Source organism: Stenotrophomonas sp. GSD10 (genome assembly GCF_056172695.1).
Genome location: NZ_JAOCMC010000002.1, coordinates 2,132,052 through 2,152,413, shown reverse-complemented (window position 1 = coordinate 2,152,413; position 20,362 = coordinate 2,132,052). Strand labels below are relative to the sequence as shown.

The following is a 20,362-nucleotide window of genomic DNA, read 5'->3' as shown; positions in this document are numbered from 1 at the left end:
TCAATACAGCTCGCAGTGAATGCGCCCTTCACCGCGCAGCGTGTCCCACTGCCCCTCACCACCGATGGCATCGATGGCCTCGCGTACCGCGCCTTCCAGATGGCGCTTGTTGCCGCACAGGTACAGGTGCCCGCCGCGGGCGAGCACGTCGCGTACCTCTCTGGCGCGCTGTTGCAGCACATGCTGCACATAGACCTTCTCTGCGCCATCACGAGAGAACGCCGTGTGCAGGCCGGCCAAGGCGCCACGGCCATGCCAATCCTCAAGCTGTTCGCGGTACAGGTAGTCGTGCTGGCTGTGCTTCTCGCCGAACACCAGATGCACCTCGTGTTGGCCGGTACTGGCCTGCACTTCCTGTATCAGGCCCATCAGCGGTGCAATGCCGGTGCCGGTGCCGACCAGCAACAACGGCGCTTCATCCGCATCGGGAAGATGGAAGCCAGGGTTGGAACGGCAGTACACGCGGGCATGCGTGCCGCCATGCAGCAGGCTGCCGGTGGCGGTGCCGCAGCGTTCGCGACCGCGCAGGGTGTAGCGCACTTCACGCACGCACAGGCTGAGCTGGCCGTCGCGCGGGTGCGAGGCGATCGAATAGGCACGTGGCAGGCACGGCGACAGCAGCTCGCGCAGGCGTGCCAGCGGCAGGCTGTCCGGGGTGGCGTGGTCGTGCAGCACATCCAGCAGGTCCAGGCCGTGCAGGTAGGCCTCCAGGTCGCGCTTCTGGCTGACCTTCAACAGGCCCTTCAGCACCTCGCTGCCACCGAGCTTGGCCACTTCGCGCAGCACACCCTTGCCCAGCAGGCGCAGTTCGCGGTCGTGCAACGCGGCCACGGCGGTCGCGTCGCCATACCAGTCGGCCAGCGCCTGCAACAGCGCCGGGTCGTTCTCGGGCACCACATGCAGGGTGTCACCTGCGCGGTAGGCGATGCCGCTGCCGGCGACATCCAGTTGCAGATGCCAGGCGGCAGGATCACTGCTGTTCAAGCGGCGGCGTTCAAGCACGCGCGCGGCAAAGGCGTTGTCTTCAGCATAGGCGGTGACCTGCAGGCGCAGATCACGACCCGCGCCCAGGTCTCCCTGCAGCACCTGGCCCAGCACCGGCTGCCATTGCTGGAAGAACTGCTCGTAACCGAGATCGGCGTCCACGCGGTGCAGCAGTGGTTGCGCCTGGCGCTCGCTCAGTGCGTTGTCCAGCGCCTTGGTGAAGCCGCAGAAGCTTGGGTAGCCGGTATCACCGAGACCGAACACCGCGTAGCGCAGGCCGCTCAGGGTCGGTGTCTGTCGCAGGGTTTCGAAGAACTGCTCGCCATTGGCCGGCGGCTCGCCGTCACCGAACGAGCTGGAGATCGCCAGCAGTACGTCGCCGTGGCCGAGGCTGGCCACATCGATGTCGTTGAACGCAAGCACCTGCGGCTGATGGGTTTGCAGGCCCGCGCCCAGGCGTTGGGCCAGGGCGCGGGCATTGCCCGACTCGGAGGCGAAACCCACCAGCAGGCGGCTGATGGGCGAGTGTGCCGGCAGGGCGTTCACGCCGCCTCGTAGAAGTCGTCGAACTTTTCCTTGCTGAACTCGACCAGGTCGTAATTCTGCATCAGGTCGTTCACCACGCGGCGGATGCTGATGTACGAGGTGATGTTGCCCTCGGCATCGAACAGGGGCTGCACGGTGGTATCGACCACGTAGAGCACGCCACCCTTGCCGAGGTTGGGCACGATGCCGGTCCAGGTCTTGCCGGCCTTGATGGTGTCCCACATGTCCTTGTAGACCGCCTTGGGCACATCCGGGTGGCGCACGATGCTGTGCGGCTGGCCAATCAGCTCCTCGCGGGCGAAGCCGGTGAGCGTGCAGAACAGGTCATTGGCATAGGTGATGTTGCCTTGCAGGTCGGTGGTGGATATCACCATGACGTTCTGCAGGGCATTCAGCAGCTGGGCGTTGTCGGGGGTGTAGTGCATCGCAGGGTCCTTGTGGAGGCCGGTAACGCCGGCGTGTTCGGTTCCTGCATAGAAATACGCCCGCGCGGAGGCGGGCGGTTTGACATTGGTCAAGCGGCTGGCGCTATGGGCTGCGACGCGGTGTCGCAGGCGCAGATTCGACCTGTAGCGCCGAGCCCATGCTCGGCTCCCTTTCGCACAAGCCGAGCATGGGCTCGGCTCTACAGGTGGGGTGAGCGCTTCAGCCCATCAGGTAGCGCAGCACACCTGCCGAAACCACGCCGATCAGCACGGTCGGCAGCATCGACAGGCGGGTGGCGGCCAGCAGGGTGATCGCCAGCGCGGCCAGGTCGGCCGGCTTGTCGGCGACGAAGTCCGGTGCGATCACCGAGATCAGCACGCAACCTGGCGCGGCTTCCATCACCGTCACCGCACGCTTGCTCAGCGTGCGATTGCGCAGTGCGAGGAAGCCGATGATGCGGGTGAGGTAGGTGGCGGCGGCCATCAGTACGATGGTCAGCACCGAGGTCCAGTGGATCAATCCGTTGAAGATCATGCCGCGTCCTCCGCCAGCAGCCAGGCGGCGGCCAGACCCGCCAGTGCGCCGCTGGCCACGTACCACGCGCCGGGCACCAGTAGATAGGTGGCGGCGGCCACCAGCAGGCTGACCAGCCACGGCCGCGCCGCCTTCATGCCCTGCCACATCCCGCGCAGCAGTACCAAAAACACGGCAGGGAAGGCCATGTCGAAACCATAGGCGTGGATGTCACCCAGCAGCGGGCCGATGATCGCGCCCAGCGCGGTGCAGGCCACCCAGACCGTGTACAGGCCGGCCGAGACGCCCAGGTAGTAGGCCAGGCTGAAACCGAGGGCACGGCGGCGCGCGTCGGCCACGCCCAGCGCCCAGCTCTCGTCGCACATGAAGAACAGTGCCGGCAGCACGCGGCGGCGCGGCAGGTGTTGCAGCAACGGGGCCAGACTGGCACCCATCAACAGGTGGCGGCTGTTGACCAGCGCGGTGATCGCCACGATCAGTGCGATGTGCGGCGGCGAGGTCCACAGTTCGACGGCGGCGAATTCCGAGCCACCGGCGAAGTTGAGGCCGGTCATCAGCGGCACTTCCAGCGCGGTCAGGCCCTTCTGTGCGGCCTGGGCACCGAGCACCAGGGCAAACGGGATGAAGCCGATCATCACCGGCACGGCGGCGCGCAGACCGCGCAGGAACTCGGCGCGCGGGGCGGTATCGCAGGCGGCATCCGGCAGGGGGAGGGTGGTACGGGCGTCCATGGAGCAGCAACGAAGTGGGGGTAGCCCATGCTAGCGGTCCGATCGCGAAATCGGGTTGCGTTGCTGCCATTCCATTGCGGAATATTGGCATTCCGTGCGGCCCTTCCGGCCATGAGTGAAATGCCATGCACTACCAGCTCGACAATCTGGATCGCCGCATCCTCGATGCCCTGCAGCGCGACGGCCGCCTGCAGAACCTGGAACTGGCCCGCCAGGTGGGGCTCTCGCCCTCGGCTTGCCTGCGCCGGGTGCGGCTGCTGGAGGAGGGCGGTTACATCGACCGTTACGTGGCGTTGCTGAACGAGGCCAAGGTGGGCCGTGGCTTCACCGTGTTCGTGCGGGTGTGGTTGCGCGGACAGGATGAGGACACCACCAACCACTTCATCAACAGCATCAAGTCTTTCCCCGAAGTGCTTGAATGTCATCTGATGGCCGGCGATTGCGACTTCCTGTTGCGGGTGGCGGTGGCCGACCTCGACGCCTACCGCCAGTTCCAGATGCAGCACCTGAACCGGATCGCCGGGGTGCAGAACACCAAGACCGAGATCCCGATGCAGCGGATCAAGCAGACCACCCAGCTGCCGCTCTGAACCGACCCCTGCCAGGGGCTGGCCGCCGGCGGCGGTCATCGCAATGACATGTGCCCCCGGTACGGTGTGTCCCGCTTGCAGCTGCTGTCGCTGCCGAGGGTCATGTGTTCTACGTCAGGGGGCTGAATGGACACCGTGCGATCAGAACGTGGAGGCTGGCCATCGCCGGATGGCTGCTGCTGGCCTCTGCCGCTGCGGTCGCGCAGGACGCGGTTCACGCCTACGACATGCCCGCGCAGCCGCTGGAACAGGCCATCGAGCGCTTCAGCGTCATCAGCGGGTGGTCGGTGATGTACCCGGGCGATCTTGCCGCAGGCCGCAGCAGCCATGCGCTGCGCGCCAGCCTGGCGCCGCTGCCCGCGCTGCTGGCCCTGCTGCAGGATTCGGGCATCGAGGCCGAGGTGATCGGCGAGCAGCGTGTGGTGCTGCGGCGGGGTTCGCAGCCGATGGCCGACGCAGTTTTCGACGGCGGGCTTGCCGAGGCCGAGCGCCGGCGCCGTTACGGCGGCCTGCAGCAGCGCCTGCGTGAAGCGTTCTGTGATGACCCCGGAATCTCCCCTGGCCACTATGCCGCGACGCTGCGCTTCGGTGTCGACAGCGAAGGCCGGGTGCAGGCGCCCGAACTGGTGTCCGGCAGTGGCAGTGCCCGCCGTGACGCGCGGCTGCTCCAGGTGCTGCAGGGCCTGGTGGTGGCGGCCGATGCTGCCGCGCTGCCGCAGCCGGTGACGCTGCAGATCCGTCCTTCCGGCACCGACCACGACTGTGGCCGGCGCTTGCCCCTTCCATGATTTCAAGGATTCGAACATGAGCAACGGTACGGCTGGGGCAGTTGACCTGATGGATCACCTTCTGGGGGCCTACGACGAGCTGAAGCGCCGGCTGGTGCGCAAGCTGGGTTCGGAGGAGTTGGCCGGCGACGCGCTGCAGGACACCTGGATGCGCCTGAGTGCGCGCCGTGATCGTCTGGACGCGGTACAGAACCCGGCGGCATACCTGCTGCGCATGGCGATGAACACCGTGATCGACCGCCAACGCGCCGACCACCGCCTGCTGAGCCTGGAAGAGGTGGATACGCTGATGGACATGGCCGACCCGGCGCCGGGCCCGGCGCAGGCGGCCGAGCTGGACTTCGCGCTGGAAGACATGGTCGGCCTGCTGCAGCGCATGCCCGAGCGCCGCCGCCGCATCCTGCTGGCGATCCGCGTCGATGGCCTGCAGCAGCGCGATGTGGCCGACCACCTGGGCGTGTCGCTGCGGCTGGTGCAGCGCGAGCTGAAGGCGGCCCAGGATTACCTGGCCGAGCGCAATGGGCAGGGGCGCCAGGTGCGGTTCTGAGCGACGGCATCCGTCTACACTTTGACGCCGAGCAGAACCCCGCAGCGTGCGGGTCCGGCATGAGCCCCCATGGACGCTGACGATCGCCCGCAACGCCCGCTGGATGCCGTCGAGTGTCAGGCCCACGCGTGGGTGGTGCGGTTGACCTCCGGTGAAGCGACCGCTGCCGATGGACGCAGGTTCCGCGCGTGGTGCGAGGCCGACCCGCGTCATCGCGAGGCGTTCGGCCGCGCGCGCCGCCAATGGGATCAGGTGCGACTAGCCGGGGAGCAGCTGCCCGCGACCGCGCGCCAGCCGGTGGCTCCCACCCAGGTGCAGCGTTGGAGCCGCCGCGCGTTCCTCGGTGCGGCCATCGCCGCACCGGCCAGCCTGGTGGTGGTGGCGGCGATCCGCCCACCGTTGGGACTGTGGCCGTCGGTGACGGCGATGACCGCCGATTTCCACACCGGCACCGGTGAGCGGCTGCAGATCGCGCCCTCGCCGCAGCTGAAGATCGACCTGGATACGCAGAGCAGCCTGCGCCGTCGCGCTGACGCACAGGGTGAAGGCTTCGAACTGGTGCAGGGACAGGCCGCGATTGAAACCCGGGGTGGCCTGCACCTGGCCGTGTTCGCCGGGCCGGGGTGCGTGATTGTCGATGACGGCCCGGTGCGGCTGGACGTGCGCAACACCAACGCCCAGGTGCGGGTGACCTGCCTGCAGGGTACGGTCCGCATCGAACATCCGCAGGGCCGCCTGCAACTGCAGGCCGGTCAGCAGACCCGGTATGACGAGCGGCTCAGCGGGGTTGTGGCTGAAGCGGTGGCGTCCGAAGCCAGTGCCTGGACCGAAGGCATGCTGGTGTTCCGCCGCGCACCGTTGCGCGAGGTGGTCGACGAGATCAACCGCTACCGCCGCGGCAAGGTGCTGCTGGGCGGGTCGGCACTGGCGCGTGCCCCGGTCAGCGGCCGCTTCCGCATTGATGATCCGGATGCGGCGCTGGAGCAGCTGCGGCTGACGATGTCGCTGGATCTGCGTCGCTTTCCGGGTGGCATTGCCGTCCTTGGTTAGGTGAAGACGCTGGCCGTGCGCGCCGCGGACGGTTGTTGCAAGCAAGGGAGGCCAAGGATGCGCAACGAGACCATCGGTGTGCTGGATCTACGCCGCAATCTGTCGGCGTTGCTGGAAACCACGCAACGACGGCCATTGATGGTGCATCGCTACGGCTCGCCATGGGTGTGCGTGGTGTCCGACGCGCAGTGGCAGCAACAGGCGGTACTGCTGGACTTCGATCCCCAGTCGCATCCGTTGGGAATGCTGCTGCGCCTTCAGCAACAGGCCCTGCCGCTGGCTGAAGGCGGTGTGCTGCCGCCCGCAGCGCTTGCCCGTGCCCTGCTGCTTGCAGGCATGCACGGCGTCGACACGCTGGCGCAGCTGCACGAGCAGGTGCTGCACCATCGGCTGTGGCACTGGTTCGTGGCCGGCTCCCGTGGCGTGATGGACCGTTGGCAGCTGCCGGCGCTGCGCGTTGCGATGGCGGCATGCTGCGACGACGCAGGCATGACCGATGCGCTGGCCGCGTTCGCCGCCCGCAGTGATGTAGCGGTGCTGGCGCGCCGCTGCGGTGGCGATGCGCCGCGGCTGCAACGCGAAGCCTGCAAGCGGATGACGCTGCGGTGACAGTACCGATGAATCGCCACCGAACGCACACCGCTGCGATTGCGCTGTCGCTTCACCTGCCTTGCTGACGTCTTCTCCAGAGTACGGCGCATCACGCGTCGCGGAGAACAGGCGACGCCGATGGCAGACAGTCGCAGGATCAGCATGCTGGAACTGGATCGCCACCTGAGCCAGTCACTGGAGCAGGCGCGGCACACGCCCTTGAATGTGCAGCGTTACGGCCACCCGTGGGTCTGGGTGCTGTCCAGTGACGCCTGGGCCGATGCTGCACGCTGGGCCACACTGGACAGCAGTTCGCACCCGCTGATGGCACTGCGCAGTGCCCTCGACCTGCAGCTGCACCCTGGCCTGACACGGCCATGAGTGCTCTGCCACTTGAGGCAGGCAACCCGCGCACGCTGCAGCGAGCTGCACTGCTGGTGGTGCTTCAGGGCCTGGGCAGCGCGCAGCGCGTGTACGACGACCTGCGCTACCACCAGGCTTACCGGCAGTTCATCGGCCTCGACCACGGCACGGCCTGGTCGCCGATGCAGTGTGTGCGCCTGCTGCACGCCTGCACACAGCCACTGCTGCGCGACTGCATCGACAGCGCGCTGGCCGCCGTTCCATCGCATCTGCTGGAGGCGGTGTGCCCCCAGCGTGCACATGGCACGCCAGCGCAGACACCTGCGCAGCGAATTGCCGGCGGATGTTTATCGTACTGACACATGCACCGCTGACCATGGTGCAGCGGTCTCTTCCAGGATGACGAGGGCGGAACAATGGCAAGGCAGTTGGGTGGTCGCAGGGCGCGGCAGCAGGGTTTCAGCCTGATCGAGATCATGGTGGTGGTGGTGATCATCGGCATTCTGGCCGCGTTGATCGTGCCGCGCCTGATGGATCGCCCCGATCAGGCGCGAATGGTGGCAGCGCGTCAGGACATCGCCGCCCTGATGCAGGCGTTGAAGCTGTACAAGCTGGACAATGGGCGCTACCCCAGCGCGGAACAGGGCCTGCAGGCGCTGGTGAAACCACCGCAGGGCAATGGCGCGGTGCCGGCCACGCCGTACCTTGACCGGCTGCCGAATGACCCCTGGGGGCATCCGTACCAGTACCAGGTTCCCGGCAGCCACGGCGATATCGACGTCTTTTCGCTGGGCGCGGACAGCAAGCCCGGCGGCGACGCCGGAAACGCGGACATCGGCTCCTGGCAGCTGTGAGGCGGGTCGATGTCACCCCGGAAGCGTTCGGTTCGGTTTGCCCATCAGCGCGGCATGGCGGTGATCGTGGCGATGCTGGTGGTGGCGCTGGTGGCGGTGATCGCCACCGCCCTGCTGACCCGCCAGGCCGCCCAGCTGCGCGCGCTGCGTGGCGACCAGCTGCGCGCGCAGGTGCGCATGGCGGTGGATGCCACATTGGAGCGTGCCGCGCAGCAGCTGCGTGAAGATGTGCGCGAGCAGCTGACCACGGTCCGCAGTGGCCGGTGGGCGCGCCCGTTGCAGTTGCAGGCGCCGTTGCCGGTGCAGCTGCAGCTGGTCGACGCGCAGTCGCTGTTCAACCTGCGCAATCTGCTCGCGCACGGCCAGGCCGATGCCGACGCGCGCCGTGCGTTCGTGGCGCTGTGCGGCAGCCAGGGGCTGGGGCAGGGAGCGTGCGGCAGTGCTGCCGACTACATCCAGGCGCGCCTGCGTGATGGTGATATCCAGGCCCAGGCGCCGTTGCCACGTGAGTCGCTGATCGAACAGGCGCTGGCCGGTTCCGACCCGATGGCCGTGCAGGCGCTGTCGCGGCGCACGGTGGTACTGCCGGCGCAAACGCTGATCAACGCCAATACCAGTGACATCAGCGTGCTGCAGGCCGTTGCGCCCGGCGTCGAGCGCGGGCGGCTGCAGGCCCTGCTGGGCGACCGCGATGGCGGCCATTGGCTGCTCAACCGTGGCGACATCGCCAACCGACTGCAACTGAGCAACGAACAGATGGCGATGCTTCCCCTGGGTATCCATAGTGAATGGTTTCTTGCGGTCGGCCAGGTGCAGGCCGATGGCAGTGCGGTCGAGTTCCGCGCGCTGATCTGGCGCGAGTACCGGGATGACGGGGTGCGCGTGCAGCGGGTGTGGACGAGGATCGGTGCATGAACGCTCAGCTACGGGTGCGCCTGCCGGTGCTGGAACAGCTGCGTGCCGACAGTCCGGTGGCGTGGGCGCTGATGCGCAAAGGCGAGGTGCTGGCGCATGGCTGTGACGCCCTGGCGGTGCTGGGCCAGCGGCACCCGCGGGGCGAGGTGCTGGCCTGCCTGGATCCGCACGATCTGATCCTGCTGGAGCTGGCGCTGCCACCGCTGTCCGGGCGCCGGCTGCAAGCGGCGCTGCACGGCGAAGTGGAAGCGATGCTGCTCGATGACCTGCAGGACGTGGCGCTGGCGCATGGCAGCCAGGCCGTCGATGGCACGGTGCCGGTGGCCTGGCTTGGCCAGCAGGCGATCATGCAGGCCCAGCAGGTGCTGGCCGCCAGCGGATTGCAGCTGCGGGCGTTGTATCCCACACCGTTGCTGCTGCCGTGGGCGCCGGGTCAGGCCACGTTGCAGGCCTGTGGTGAACACCTGCTGGTGCGCAGTGGGCGCGAGCGCGGCTTCGTGCAGTGGTGTGGCGGACGTGACGCGACGGCGGTGATGCAGGCGCTGGCCGCGCGCCTTCAGCAGACCGGTGCACATACGGTGCAATGGATCGGCAGCGTGCCATCGGCATGGCCGGTGACGCTGCCGGCAACGGCGGTCGGGCAGCCACAGCAGGCGTGTGGACCGTTGCCCGGCTGGTCTCTGCCTCTGCCTGGCAACGCTCGGCAGGCGCCGCGGCTGGCGATCGGGTTGGCGCTGGCGGCGATGCTGCTGGCAGCGCTTGGCCTGCAGTTGCAGGTGTCGCGCTGGCGCAGCGAAGGCGAGGCGCTGCAGCAGGACATGGCGCGGCAGCTCAGTGCGCACTTCCCGGAGATCACCGAGGTGGTGGACCCGGTGCTGCAGGCGCGGCGGGCGTTGGCGGTGCCGCTTCCGGCAGCGCCATTGCCGCCGGTGCAGCGCCAGGTGGCCAGCACCTTGCAGGCGATCCCGGAACTGGCCGGGCGGGTGCGTGGCCTGCACTACCAACCCGGGCAGCTGGAACTGGAACTGGATGCCGATGCGCAGGCCGTGGCCGACGACGCGCAGCGGCTGGAGCAGTGGCGACAGGCGACGCAGGCGCAGGGCCTGCAGCTGGCGCGTGAGAGCAGTGGACGCCTGCGCGTGAGCGGAGGCGGGCAGTGACCGCCCGTGCTGCGCGCTTCGGTGATTCGCTGGCCGGCCTGCCGCAGCGCTGGCAGCGCTTGCCGCCGCGCGAGCGCCAGATGCTGGGGGTGATGGTGGTGGCGCTGCTGGCCGCAGGACTCTGGTCGTTCTGGCTGGAGCCGCTGCTGAAGCAGCGCAGCCACTGGCAGGCCGAGCTGCCGCGTTTGCAGGCACAGGCCCGTGCATTGGCCCCGTTGCTGCGTGCTCGCGAGCGCCAGCAGCAGGCACAGGGCCAGCGCCCGACGCTGGCGGGGCTGCGCAATGGCATCAAGGCGGCCGGTCTTGCCGACGGCCTGCACATCGAAGCGCGCGAAGCGCGCTGGCACCTGCAGGTGCAGGCCGTGCCCGCCGACGCGTTGTGGAACTGGCTGCTGCCGCTGCTGGCCGACCCGGCCATCGAGCTTCAGCAGCTGCAATTGACACGTACAGGGGATGCAAACATGCCGGCGGCACGGATTTCCGGAAACATCGTGATGACGCTCGCTACCGGTGGCCATCCATGAGGGCGATGCGCAGCCTAGCCTGGAGCACCACCTTGGCGCTGATCGTGGGCATGGCCCACGCGCCGGCGTCGGCATGGGCGCAGGACGCCCACGATGAGCCGGTGCAGTTGAACCTGGTCGATACCGATATCGGTGGCGTGCTGCGCATGGCGGCCCGCTTCACTGGCCGCCAGTTCCTGGTCGATCCACGCGTGACCGGCAAGATGACCGTTGTTTCCGACGGCCCGGTCAGCCGTACCCAGGCGTACCAGCTGCTGCTGGGGGCGCTGCGCATGCGTGGTTTTGCCGTGGTCGGGAACGGCGGCGTCAGCCGGGTGGTGCCACAGGCCGACGCCAAGCTGCTGGGCGGCCGCGTGGGCAGCGGCGGCGCGGGCGGTGAGATCGTCACACGCACCTTCGCGCTGCGCTACGAGAACGCTGGCGCGCTGGTGGCAGTGCTGCGGCCGATGATCAGCCCGGACAATCCGATCACCGCCAACCCGGGCAACAACACGCTGGTGATCACCGACTATGCGGACAACCTTGAGCGCATCGCACGGGTGATCGCCAGCGTCGATACCCCGGCCGGCATGGACACCGACGTGGTCAAGCTGCAGCAGGGCATCGCGGTGGATGTGGCGGCGATGGTCGCGCCGCTGCTGGATGCGCAGGGGGCCGAAACCAGCCAGAAAGTGGTGGTGATGGCCGATCCGCGCAGCAACAGCGTGCTGCTGCGTTCCAGCAGTCCTGGCCGCACCCGCCTGGCCCGGCAGCTGGTGGAGAAGCTGGATCGCGCGCAGGACGAGTCGGGCAACCTGCACGTGGTCTATCTGCGCAACGCCCAGGCCAACCAGCTGGCTGGCGTGCTGCGTGGGGTGGTGGCCGGGCAGAGTGATGCTCCGGCGATGGGCAGCACCGAAGGGGTCACGCCGCAGCCGGGCGACTCAGGCCGCACCCCGCCGGTGCAGTCGACGCAGCCACAGCAGGCAAAGGCCGGGGCAAATGCGCTGGAATCACAGCGGCTGGACCCCAACCGGCGTGATCCGATCGATGCCGGCAGTACCGGCTTCAGCCAGAATGGCATCTCGGTGCAGGCCGATGTGGCCACCAACACGCTGCTGATCTCGGCACCGGAACCGGTGTACCGCAATCTGCGCCGGGTGATCGACCAGCTCGACCAGCGCCGCGCGCAGGTGCTGGTGGAAAGCCTGATCGTGGAGGTCAACCAGACCGATGCGGCCGAACTGGGCGTGCAGTGGATGCTGGGCAATGGGCGTACCTTCGGCGGCACCCATTTCGGTGGCACCACCGGTGGCAGCGGCTTGAACACCGCCGCGCGCACCACCCTGGACGTGCTGCCCAAGGATGGCCTGAAGATCGGCGTGATCGACGGCACCATCAACCTGCCCGGGGTCGGCCAGATCCTCAACATGAAGGCCTTGGCCAATGCGCTGCAGAGCAAGGGCGGCGCCAACATTCTGTCCACTCCCAACCTGATGACGCTGGACAACGAGGCGGCCAGCATCATGGTGGGGCAGACCGTGCCGTTCGTCAGCGGCCGTTATGTGACCGATGGGGGCGGCGGCAGCAACAACCCGTTCCAGACCATCGTGCGCGAAGACGTGGGCCTGAAGCTGCGCGTGCGTCCGCAGATCTCCGAAGGTGGCACGGTGAAGCTGGACATCTACCAGGAAGTCAGCAGCATCGATGCGCAGAGCGCGAACAGTACGGCCGGCATCATCACCAACAAGCGCGCACTGGACACCAGCGTGCTGTTGGACGATGGCCAGATCATGGTGCTCGGTGGCCTGCTGGAAGACAGCGTCAGCCATGGCCGCGATGCGGTGCCGGGCCTGGGAAAGATCCCGGTGCTGGGGGCGCTGTTCCGCAGTGACACCCGCAAGCGTGCAAAGACCAATCTGATGGTGTTCCTGCGCCCGCACGTGGTGCGCGACCCGGCCGCCGGGCAGCGTTTGACCCGCGACCGCTACGACTACATGCGCAACGCACAGGCGGGTGCGCAGCCGGTACAGAGCTGGGCGTTGCCGGCATTGTCGGCGCCGCAGTTGCCGCCGCAGGATCTGTCCGTGCTCGGCCAGGACAACGCGCGCGATGGCCAGGGCCAGCCGCTGCAGAACACCAGCCTGGCAGCGCTGTATCCGGCCGGCGAAGGCGATGCGCAATTGGTGCAGTTTGCGCAGGGACTGGACCCGGCACGCGCGAGCCAAGGTGTGGCGCAGGTGCGGGCGCTGGGATTGCAGGCCTATGCCGAGGCTACCCCGGGTGAAACGGGCCAGCGCCTGCGGGTGCGCCTGCCGCGCGATCCGGCGAAGTTGGACCCGGCGTTGCAGCAGTTGCGCGGACTGGGTTACACACCGGAACTGGTGATCGGGCCGTGAGCGTGCCCGCGCCACTGCCGTACGCCTGGGTGCGCAGCCATGGCGTGATGCTGGCCGAAGCGGGGGAGAGGCCGTGCTGCTGGGCACGGCCGAAACCGCCGCGTGGGCGGTGGCCGAGCTGCGTCGCCGCCACGGACCGCTGCCATTCCAGGCGCTGGACACGGCCACATGGCAGCAACGGTTGGGCGAGCAGTACCGTGACGGCGGCGATGCCGCAGCGGTGGTCGGTGCCGCTGAAAGTGAAGTGGATCTGGACCGGTTGATGCAGGACATGCCGGAGGTGACCGATCTGCTGGATGAGCAGGACGACGCGCCGGTGATCCGCATGATCAATGCGCTGCTGGCACAGGCTGCGCGCGACGGCGCCAGCGATCTGCACATCGAACCGTTCGAGACCCATTCGGTGGTGCGTTACCGTGTCGACGGCACGCTGCGCGACATGGTGCAGCCGCGCCGCGCCCTGCATGCAGCGTTGGTGTCGCGCATCAAGATCATGGCCCACCTGGACATTGCCGAGAAGCGACTGCCACAGGATGGGCGCATCGCGATCCGGGTCGGCGGCCGGCCGCTGGACATCCGTGTCTCCACCGTGCCGACCGGACACGGCGAGCGCGCCGTGCTGCGCCTGCTGGAGAAGGACGCAGGCCGCCTGCAATTGCAGCGCCTGGGCATGGCCGACGACACCTTGGCCACATTCACCGGCTTGATCCGGCAACCGCATGGCATCGTACTGGTCACCGGGCCAACCGGCAGTGGCAAGACCACCTCGCTGTACGCCGCGCTGGGCCAGCTCGACAGCGGCACCAGCAACATCCTCACCGTGGAAGACCCGGTGGAGTACGACTTCGCCGGTATCGGCCAGATCCAGGTCAATGCGCGTATCGGCATGAGCTTCGGCACCGCGCTGCGCGCCATCCTGCGCCAGGACCCGGACACCATCATGATCGGCGAGATACGTGACCTGGAAACCGCGCAGATTGCAGTGCAGTCATCGCTGACCGGCCATGGCGTACTCGCGTCGCTGCATACCAACGATGCGATCTCGGCGGTAACCCGTCTGGCCGACATGGGGGTGGAGCCGTTCCTGCTGGCCTCTTCATTGCGCGGCGTGCTGGCACAGCGGCTGGTACGGCGGCTGTGCATGCAGTGCCGGCGTGCCGAGGTGGACGAGGAGGGCCGCACGGTGTGGCGTGCGGTGGGCTGCCCGGCGTGTGCCAACAGCGGCTATCGCGGCCGCACCGGTATCCACGAACTGTTCGTGGTGGATGAGCGCGTGCGTGCGCTGATCCATGAAGGGCAGGGTGAGCCCGCGCTGCGCGAGGCGGCGCGGCGTGCCGGCATGCGCAATCTGCGCGAGGACGGCCAGCGCTGGGTCGACAGCGGGGTGACCACGCTGGAAGAAATCCTGCGCGTCACCGGCGACGGCTGAGGCGGCCATGGCACTGTTCGACTATCAGGCGGCCAACGCACAGGGCCGCATCGAGAAAGGGCAACTGGATGCCGACAGCCCGCGCGGCGCTCGCCAGCTGCTGCGCGGGCGTGGACTGACGCCGGTACAGGTGAGTGCGGCACGCGGTGCGGGTGCCGGCTGGGGTACCCGCCGTTTGTCGGCCAGCGAACTGGCCTGGGCCACGCGCCAGCTGGCCAGCCTGCTGGCGGCGAGCCTGCCCCTGGAAGCGGCGTTGAGCGCGGTGATCGAACAGGCCGAACGTCCGCATGTTTCCCAGGCGCTCACCGCAGTGCGCGCCGACGTGCGTGCTGGTCAGCGCCTGACTGTGGCACTGGCGGCGCGCCCGCGCGACTTCCCGCCGATCTATCGGGCACTGGTGGGTGCGGGCGAAGACTCCGGCGACCTCGCGCGTGTCATGGAGCGCCTGGCCGACTACATCGAAGAGCGCAACGCGCTGCAGGCCAAGGGGCTGACCGCCTTCATCTACCCGGCGGCGATCAGCCTGGTCTCGGTGGCGATCGTGATCTTCCTGCTCAGCTACGTGGTGCCACAGGTAGTGACCGCGTTCGTGCAGGCGCGGCAGACGTTGCCAATGCTGACCCAGATGATGCTGGCGGCCAGCGCATTCGTACGCAGCTGGGGCGTGTGGGTGGGGTTGGGCCTTGCTGCGTTGGTGGTGGCGTGGCGGCTGGCGCTGCGCCGGCCCGAGCTGCGCCTGCGCTGGGATGCGCTGCTGCTGAGGGTGCCGATGATCGGGCGCTTCGTGCTGGGCGTGAACAGTGCGCGCTTTGCCTCGACGCTGGCGATCCTACTGGATGCCGGCGTGCCGCTGCTGCGTGCGCTGGAGGCGGCGCGACAGACACTTGGCAATGCATTGCTGGCGCGCTGTGCCGATGATGTGTCCGCGCGGGTGCGCGAAGGCGCGGCACTGGGCGCGGCGTTGAAGGTGCAGAAGGTGTATCCGCCGATCCTGGTGCATCTGGTGGCCAGCGGCGAGAAGACCGGCGCGCTGGCACCGCTGCTGGATCGCGCCGCGCAGACCATCTCGCGTGAGATCGAACGCCGTGCGATGGCACTGACCGCGTTGCTGGAGCCGACCATGATTCTGGTGATGGGCGGCGTGGTGCTGACCATCGTGCTGGCAGTGCTGATGCCGATCATGGAAATGAACCAGCTGGTGCAATGATGCGCAACGCGCATCACCTGTAGAGTCGACTGTCAGTCGACTGCTCTTCGCAGATGCCAAGAACACCCCGCGCTTCGCGCGCTAGTCGACTAGCAGTCGACTCTACACAGTCGACTCTACGCCGTTGACGCCGCCCAGTAGCGGTTGGCGTGTGGCCCCGCTTTCGATTCTCCACACAAAGCTCCACACCTTTTTCCGGTCTTCCAGAGGTTTCTTAAGCGGCCTGTCATCGGCGCGGACCAGCATAGCCACGTCGCCGCAGAGTGGGCTGGGAGGCCCTCGGTGGCAGCAGGCGTGTAGTGACCGTTCCTCCCTTGGTGTTTCACCTTCGCAGTAAACCCTTCAGGAGAAGATCATGAACAAGTACAAGACCCTGGCCGCGCTGGTTGCCACCGCGCTGCTCGCCACCGCTGGTGCAGCCTCGGCCCAGACCGCCGTCACCGGCGGCGGCGCTTCGCTGCCGGCCGACCTGTACAAGGGCCAGGCCGACAGCATCCTGCCGGCCAACTTCAGCTACGCCGTGACCGGTTCGGGCACGGGCAAGAAGGCCTTCCTGGAAAACAATTCGAGCCTGTTCCAGGCCACCGGCACCGTGCATTTCGCCGGCAGCGACTCGGTGCTGAGCGGCACCGAGCTGAGCACCTACAACAGCACCTACAACGTGTCCGGCGATGCCAACCGCTATGGCGCACTGGTGCAGATCCCGTCGGTCGCCACCTCGGTCACCATTCCGTTCAACAAGGCCGGTTCGGCGGTTGACCTGTCGGTCACCCAGATCTGCGGCATCTTCTCCGGCAAGATCAACAACTGGAGCCAGCTGGCCGGCCTGGGCCGTACCGGCGCCATCCAGGTCGTCTACCGCGGCGAAAGCAGCGGCACCAGCGAACTGCTGACCCGCTTCCTGACCAGCGCCTGCCAGCCGGCTGACGTGTCGGGCACCAACCTGAAGCTGACCAACGGCGTGCCGGCATTCTCGGTACAGTCGACCTTCGCCAACCTGTTCACCACCGTGCCGTCGAACTTCATCGCCGCACCGGCCACCGGTGGCACCTCGCTGTACAACGCCGTCTATGCCGTTGACGGCCGTGTCGGCTATGTCGGTCCGGACGTGATCCCGAGCCTGACCGATGCCACCAAGATCGCCAAGGTCAAGGGCTTCTCGCCGGATGAAGTGAGCGTGCAGGCCACGCTGGAAACCGCTGCGCCGCCGACCGGTGCCGCTGCCGAGAACCCGGCGAACTGGGTGCCGGTGTTCGGCAACCCGAACGCGGGCTATCCGATTGCCGGTTACACCAACTTCGTGTTCGGCCAGTGCTACAAGAACGGCACTGTGGGCGCCAACGTGCGTGCCTTCCTGGCCCGTCACTACGGCAGCGTCGTGGACACCAACGGCGTCGAGAAGGGCCCGAACGACGACGCGATCCGCGCGCACAAGTTCATTCCGCTGACCAAGGCCTGGCGTGATGCCGTCCGTGCCCGCTTCGCCACCGCCAGCAATGCCGGTGCGGTGAACAATCCGAGCACCTGCTCGGGCATCGGTCGTCCGCTGTAACTGCAATTGCTTCTGTAGTTGCAGGAGATGCACAAGGGCGCCGGCAGCAATGCCGGCGCCTTCTGCGTATGTCCGCTGCATGACAGTGATGACCTGTCGCCTTCACGCCGCCACCACCGTCTATGAGGTGCAGGGCGTGCCTGACGCAGGCCCATCCGTATACGCCGCCGCCGACGCGGCCCATCAGGTTGACGAGGTCCCCGATGTCGCACCCGCATTCGCCCACCGCCCGCTTCCCTGCTGCCCTGTGGCGCAGCCACCCGATGGCCTGGGCTGTCGCCGTGGCCCTGGGCAGCGTGGTGGCCCCGGCCAGCCAGGCCCAGCAGGCGTTCAGCCCCGGCTGGTTCGCCGAACGCGGTGCTGCGCAGGGCGCGGCGGCACAGAGCGGGCGCATGCCCAATGGCGTGCCGATCCAGTTCCAGCTGCCCGCGCAGCAGCAGGATGCGGCGCGGCAGAAGCTGCAGCAGTCCATCGACAACCTCGGCACGGCCGCGCAGGCCATCGCTCTGCAGCAGCGCCTGCAGGAGCAGGCACGGCAGACGCGCCGCGAGGCGGGCTTCGTAGTGGCCGATGGCCTGGGCAAGGATGGTCTGAAGGTTGACGAGAATCCGTTGACGCGTGGCTGGATCAACGCCCGCGAGGCGATCCAGTCGCAGGCGGCCGACGGGCGGGTGCTGGTCAACATCGAGCAGACCGCCGACCAGGCGATCCTGAACTGGGAAACCTTCAACATTGGTGGCAACACCACGCTGAATTTCCTGCAGAACGCCGATTGGGCCGTGCTGAACCGGGTCAATGATCCTGCCGCACGGCCCAGCCAGATTCTCGGCCAGCTGAAGGCCAATGGCACGGTGTTCGTTGCCAACCGCAATGGCGTGGTGTTCGGCAACAACAGCCAGGTCAATGTCCGCAACCTGGTGGCGGCGGCGGCGCGCATCAGCGACGCGCAGTTCCGTGAGCAGGGTCTGTACAGTGCCGACGCGAACACTTCGGCGCTGACCGACGCCCTGGGCAAGGTCATGGTCGAACGCGGTGCACGCATCACCACGCACGAACCCACCACGGCAACGCGGGGCGGTGGCTACGTGCTGCTGGCCGGTCACAGTGTGGAGAACGCGGGCCAGATCGAGACGCGGAAGGGCCAGACCCAGCTTGCCGCCGGCGACAGTTTCGTGATCCGCCGTGGCGCGGGCACGGCGCAGAACACTGCATCGACCACCCGTGGCAACGAGATCGCGCCGCGCTTCGTCGCCGACAGCACAGCCGGCAGCGTTCGCAACAGCGGTCTGATCCAGGCCCGCGAAGGCGACATCACGCTGGCCGGCCGCACGGTCGAACAGGCCGGCGTTGCGGTTGCGACCACCACGCTGAATCAGCGCGGCACCGTACACCTGCTGAATTCGGCGTCCGATGCGGCGGGCCGCGTGACCCTGGCTTCCGGTTCGACCACAGCCGTGCTGCTGGAAGACGATGGCAAGAGCACGGCGCTGGACAGCCAGCGCGATGCCCTCATCAAGGAGTCGGCCGAGCAGGACAAGCTTCGCGGTTCCAGCAACAGTGGCACCTTCGACAATCTCTCGCGCCTGCAGGACCGCCGCGAGCAATCCCGCATCGAAGTCGTCTCCGGCGGCGATGTGAACTTCCAGGCCGGCTCGCTGGCAGTGGCCACCGGCGGGCAGGTGATCGCCGACGCCGGCCGCCGCAGCTATCTGGATGATGGCGCGCGCGTGGACGTCTCCGGTGCGGTGGGCGTGCAGGTGGCGATGGAAAGCAACAACGTCAAGGTGAAGGTGCAGGGCAACGAGCTGCGCGATTCGCCGGACAATCGTGACAGCGGCAAGCTGATCAGCAGCGAGGTGTGGATCGATCGCCGCCAGTTGACCGAGGTGGCCGCCGGTACCGGTGGCTATGAAGGCACGCGCTGGTATGCCGGTGGCGGCCTGCTGGAAGTGGGCGGCTACCTGGACAATCAGGGGCATTCGATCAGCGAATGGGCGGCGCAGGGCGGCACCGTCCAGCTGGCAGGCAAGGAAGTGGTCAGCCACGCCGGTTCGCGCATCAATCTGGCCGGTGGCAGCCTGGACGTGCAGTCCGGTGTGGTGCAGCAGAGCTGGCTGCGTGGCCGCGATGGCCAGGTGTACCGCCTTGACGATGCACCGGCGGAGATGCTGTACGACGGTCTGTACCAGGGCTACGAACTGAAGCAGGAGCGCTGGGGCGTCACCGAATCCTTCCGCAACCCGCTGGTCGCCCCCGGTCAACGCTTCGACAATGGGTACACCGTGGGACGCGATGCCGGCCGCCTGCTGATCTCGGCGCCGACAGCGGTGCTGCAGGGCCAGGTGGATACGGCGGCCTTCCAGGGCCTGCAGCAGACGCGCCGCCCCGACCCGGCGCAGGACGGGTACGCGCAGGCGCAGACGGCCGCGGCCCGCAACGCCCAGCTGTGGCTCGGGCGCTTCGACAACACCGGTCGCAGTGCGGTGTTCGATTCGAATGTCCGCATCGGAGAGATCCAGGCCGACCCCCGGCCGTGGACGCTGCAGGCGCCGGTGGCAGAAGCACAGCGCAATACGGTGTGGCTGGACAGTGAGGTGCTGAGCGCCCAGCGCTGGGGGCAGGTGGACCTCGCTGCGGCGGGCCGTATCGACCTGGATGGCACGCTCAGGTTGCAGGAGGGCGGCCGGCTGGGACTCACCGCAAGCCGCGTCAGCTTCGGTGGAACAGTGCAGATTGCCGGCGGGCAGGTGGACGCCGGCAACCTGCTTGCGGCGCTTGGCGGGCCCACGGCGCTGCTGAGGTCCGGGCGCGGCGCGGTGGACGTTGCGGCGGGCGCGCGGATCGATCTTGGTGGAGGCTGGAGCAACGCGCTGGTCGCGCCGGATGGCGGTCCCGCACAGGCGTGGATCGACGGCGGACAGGTGCGCTTCAACAGCAGCCACGACATCGGTGTGGGCGAGGGAGCGACGATTCTGGTCGATGCCGGCGGTGCGATCGATGCCAACGGCAAGGGCCGCGTCGGCAAGGGCGGCAGCGTCAGTCTGCTCGCAGCCAGCACCGAGGTCGCCACCGACGGCAGCGGCCGGCTGCGTTTGGGCGAGGGGCGCGCTTCAGCGCGCTTGGTAATGGCAGCGGCACCTTCACGTTGGCAACCGGCGGTGCGGTGACCATCGGCGCGCCTGGCACGGATGCA

17 protein-coding genes and 2 pseudogenes are annotated in these 20,362 nt (G+C 67.9%); 15 read left to right on the top strand and 4 right to left on the bottom strand.

Translation table 11 applies throughout. The features are described 5' to 3' along the window. The 4 genes from N4G47_RS10205 to N4G47_RS10190 all read right to left on the bottom strand — a co-directional run bounded on the left by N4G47_RS10205 (position 1) and on the right by N4G47_RS10190 (position 3,221). Entirely contained in the window at positions 1–1,530 is a 1,530-nt protein-coding gene (locus tag N4G47_RS10205) for a flavodoxin domain-containing protein (RefSeq protein ID WP_475286889.1), read from the bottom strand. Further along, the gene (locus N4G47_RS10200; protein WP_107230737.1) at positions 1,527–1,955 is read right to left on the bottom strand and encodes a PAS domain-containing protein; all 429 of its coding nucleotides are present in this window, start codon (positions 1,953–1,955) and stop codon (positions 1,527–1,529) included. Before N4G47_RS10200 ends, N4G47_RS10205 begins: the two co-directional genes overlap by 4 nt. Positions 1,956–2,175: 220 nt before the next feature. Then, complete coding sequence (locus N4G47_RS10195; RefSeq protein ID WP_032128129.1) at positions 2,176–2,490, bottom strand: AzlD family protein; 315 nt, start codon at positions 2,488–2,490, stop codon at positions 2,176–2,178. Continuing rightward, a complete protein-coding gene (locus N4G47_RS10190) occupies positions 2,487–3,221 on the bottom strand; it encodes an AzlC family ABC transporter permease (RefSeq protein WP_107230736.1) in 735 nt (244 codons plus the stop codon). Before N4G47_RS10190 ends, N4G47_RS10195 begins: the two co-directional genes overlap by 4 nt. Before the next feature lie 125 nt (positions 3,222–3,346). On the opposite strand from N4G47_RS10190, the gene N4G47_RS10185 reads away from it, so the two are divergent. From N4G47_RS10185 to N4G47_RS10115, 15 genes and pseudogenes are all read left to right on the top strand, one after another. Beyond that, positions 3,347–3,811, top strand: a complete 465-nt coding sequence (locus N4G47_RS10185) for an Lrp/AsnC family transcriptional regulator (protein WP_107230735.1) — start codon at positions 3,347–3,349, stop codon at positions 3,809–3,811. 104 nt (positions 3,812–3,915) lie between these two features. Continuing rightward, complete coding sequence (locus tag N4G47_RS10180; RefSeq protein ID WP_475286886.1) at positions 3,916–4,599, top strand: TonB-dependent receptor; 684 nt, start codon at positions 3,916–3,918, stop codon at positions 4,597–4,599. A gap of 16 nt (positions 4,600–4,615) precedes the next feature. Next, positions 4,616–5,146 carry an RNA polymerase sigma factor gene (locus N4G47_RS10175; RefSeq protein ID WP_107230733.1) on the top strand — a complete coding sequence of 177 codons (531 nt, stop codon included), beginning with the start codon at positions 4,616–4,618 and terminating at the stop codon, positions 5,144–5,146. 69 nt (positions 5,147–5,215) lie between these two features. Further along, positions 5,216–6,196, top strand: coding sequence for a FecR family protein (locus N4G47_RS10170; RefSeq protein WP_475286884.1), 981 nt, complete (start codon positions 5,216–5,218; stop codon positions 6,194–6,196). Between the two features lie 57 nt (positions 6,197–6,253). After that, complete coding sequence (locus tag N4G47_RS10165) at positions 6,254–6,805, top strand: hypothetical protein (RefSeq protein ID WP_475286882.1); 552 nt, start codon at positions 6,254–6,256, stop codon at positions 6,803–6,805. A gap of 120 nt (positions 6,806–6,925) precedes the next feature. Further along, a pseudogene (locus tag N4G47_RS10160) lies at positions 6,926–7,509 on the top strand (hypothetical protein). Positions 7,510–7,566: 57 nt separating this feature from the next. Further along, entirely contained in the window at positions 7,567–8,004 is a 438-nt protein-coding gene (gspG, locus tag N4G47_RS10155; protein ID WP_409460086.1) for a type II secretion system major pseudopilin GspG, read from the top strand. Between the two features lie 9 nt (positions 8,005–8,013). Next, positions 8,014–8,919 (top strand): type II secretion system minor pseudopilin GspK, encoded by a 906-nt coding sequence (gene gspK / locus N4G47_RS10150; RefSeq protein ID WP_475286880.1) that lies wholly within the window; start codon positions 8,014–8,016, stop codon positions 8,917–8,919. Further along, a complete protein-coding gene (gene gspL / locus N4G47_RS10145) occupies positions 8,916–10,079 on the top strand; it encodes a type II secretion system protein GspL (protein WP_475286878.1) in 1,164 nt (387 codons plus the stop codon). The genes gspK and gspL overlap by 4 nt, the downstream gene beginning before the upstream one ends. Next, the gene (gene gspM, locus N4G47_RS10140) at positions 10,076–10,603 is read left to right on the top strand and encodes a type II secretion system protein GspM (RefSeq protein ID WP_475286876.1); all 528 of its coding nucleotides are present in this window, start codon (positions 10,076–10,078) and stop codon (positions 10,601–10,603) included. Before gspL ends, gspM begins: the two co-directional genes overlap by 4 nt. Further along, entirely contained in the window at positions 10,600–12,981 is a 2,382-nt protein-coding gene (gene gspD, locus N4G47_RS10135; protein WP_475286874.1) for a type II secretion system secretin GspD, read from the top strand. Before gspM ends, gspD begins: the two co-directional genes overlap by 4 nt. After that, a pseudogene (gene gspE, locus N4G47_RS10130) lies at positions 12,978–14,410 on the top strand (type II secretion system ATPase GspE). Before gspD ends, gspE begins: the two are co-directional and overlap by 4 nt. A gap of 7 nt (positions 14,411–14,417) precedes the next feature. Beyond that, positions 14,418–15,617 carry a type II secretion system inner membrane protein GspF gene (gspF, locus tag N4G47_RS10125; protein ID WP_475286872.1) on the top strand — a complete coding sequence of 400 codons (1,200 nt, stop codon included), beginning with the start codon at positions 14,418–14,420 and terminating at the stop codon, positions 15,615–15,617. A gap of 355 nt (positions 15,618–15,972) precedes the next feature. After that, positions 15,973–17,169: a substrate-binding domain-containing protein gene (locus N4G47_RS10120; RefSeq protein WP_475286870.1), complete on the top strand. Its 1,197-nt coding sequence runs from the start codon at positions 15,973–15,975 to the stop codon at positions 17,167–17,169. Between the two features lie 203 nt (positions 17,170–17,372). Further along, positions 17,373–20,336 carry a two-partner secretion domain-containing protein gene (locus tag N4G47_RS10115; RefSeq protein WP_475286868.1) on the top strand — a complete coding sequence of 988 codons (2,964 nt, stop codon included), beginning with the start codon at positions 17,373–17,375 and terminating at the stop codon, positions 20,334–20,336. Positions 20,337–20,362 lie beyond the last annotated feature (26 nt).

Excerpts from the sequence above, each read along its gene's own strand:
- gspF (WP_475286872.1), top strand. The coding sequence starts at position 14,418 with ATGGCACTGTTCGACTATCAGGCGGCCAACGCACAGGGCCGCATCGAG.
- N4G47_RS10120 (WP_475286870.1), top strand. The coding sequence starts at position 15,973 with ATGAACAAGTACAAGACCCTGGCCGCGCTGGTTGCCACCGCGCTGCTC.
- N4G47_RS10185 (WP_107230735.1), top strand. The coding sequence starts at position 3,347 with ATGCACTACCAGCTCGACAATCTGGATCGCCGCATCCTCGATGCCCTG.
- N4G47_RS10175 (WP_107230733.1), top strand. The coding sequence starts at position 4,616 with ATGAGCAACGGTACGGCTGGGGCAGTTGACCTGATGGATCACCTTCTG.
- N4G47_RS10170 (WP_475286884.1), top strand. The coding sequence starts at position 5,216 with ATGGACGCTGACGATCGCCCGCAACGCCCGCTGGATGCCGTCGAGTGT.
- N4G47_RS10165 (WP_475286882.1), top strand. The coding sequence starts at position 6,254 with ATGCGCAACGAGACCATCGGTGTGCTGGATCTACGCCGCAATCTGTCG.
- gspK (WP_475286880.1), top strand. The coding sequence starts at position 8,014 with ATGTCACCCCGGAAGCGTTCGGTTCGGTTTGCCCATCAGCGCGGCATG.
- gspL (WP_475286878.1), top strand. The coding sequence starts at position 8,916 with ATGAACGCTCAGCTACGGGTGCGCCTGCCGGTGCTGGAACAGCTGCGT.
- N4G47_RS10195 (WP_032128129.1), bottom strand. The coding sequence starts at position 2,490 with ATGATCTTCAACGGATTGATCCACTGGACCTCGGTGCTGACCATCGTA.
- N4G47_RS10200 (WP_107230737.1), bottom strand. The coding sequence starts at position 1,955 with ATGCACTACACCCCCGACAACGCCCAGCTGCTGAATGCCCTGCAGAAC.
- gspD (WP_475286874.1), top strand. The coding sequence starts at position 10,600 with ATGAGGGCGATGCGCAGCCTAGCCTGGAGCACCACCTTGGCGCTGATC.
- N4G47_RS10115 (WP_475286868.1), top strand. The coding sequence starts at position 17,373 with ATGTCGCACCCGCATTCGCCCACCGCCCGCTTCCCTGCTGCCCTGTGG.
- N4G47_RS10190 (WP_107230736.1), bottom strand. The coding sequence starts at position 3,221 with ATGGACGCCCGTACCACCCTCCCCCTGCCGGATGCCGCCTGCGATACC.
- gspG (WP_409460086.1), top strand. The coding sequence starts at position 7,567 with ATGGCAAGGCAGTTGGGTGGTCGCAGGGCGCGGCAGCAGGGTTTCAGC.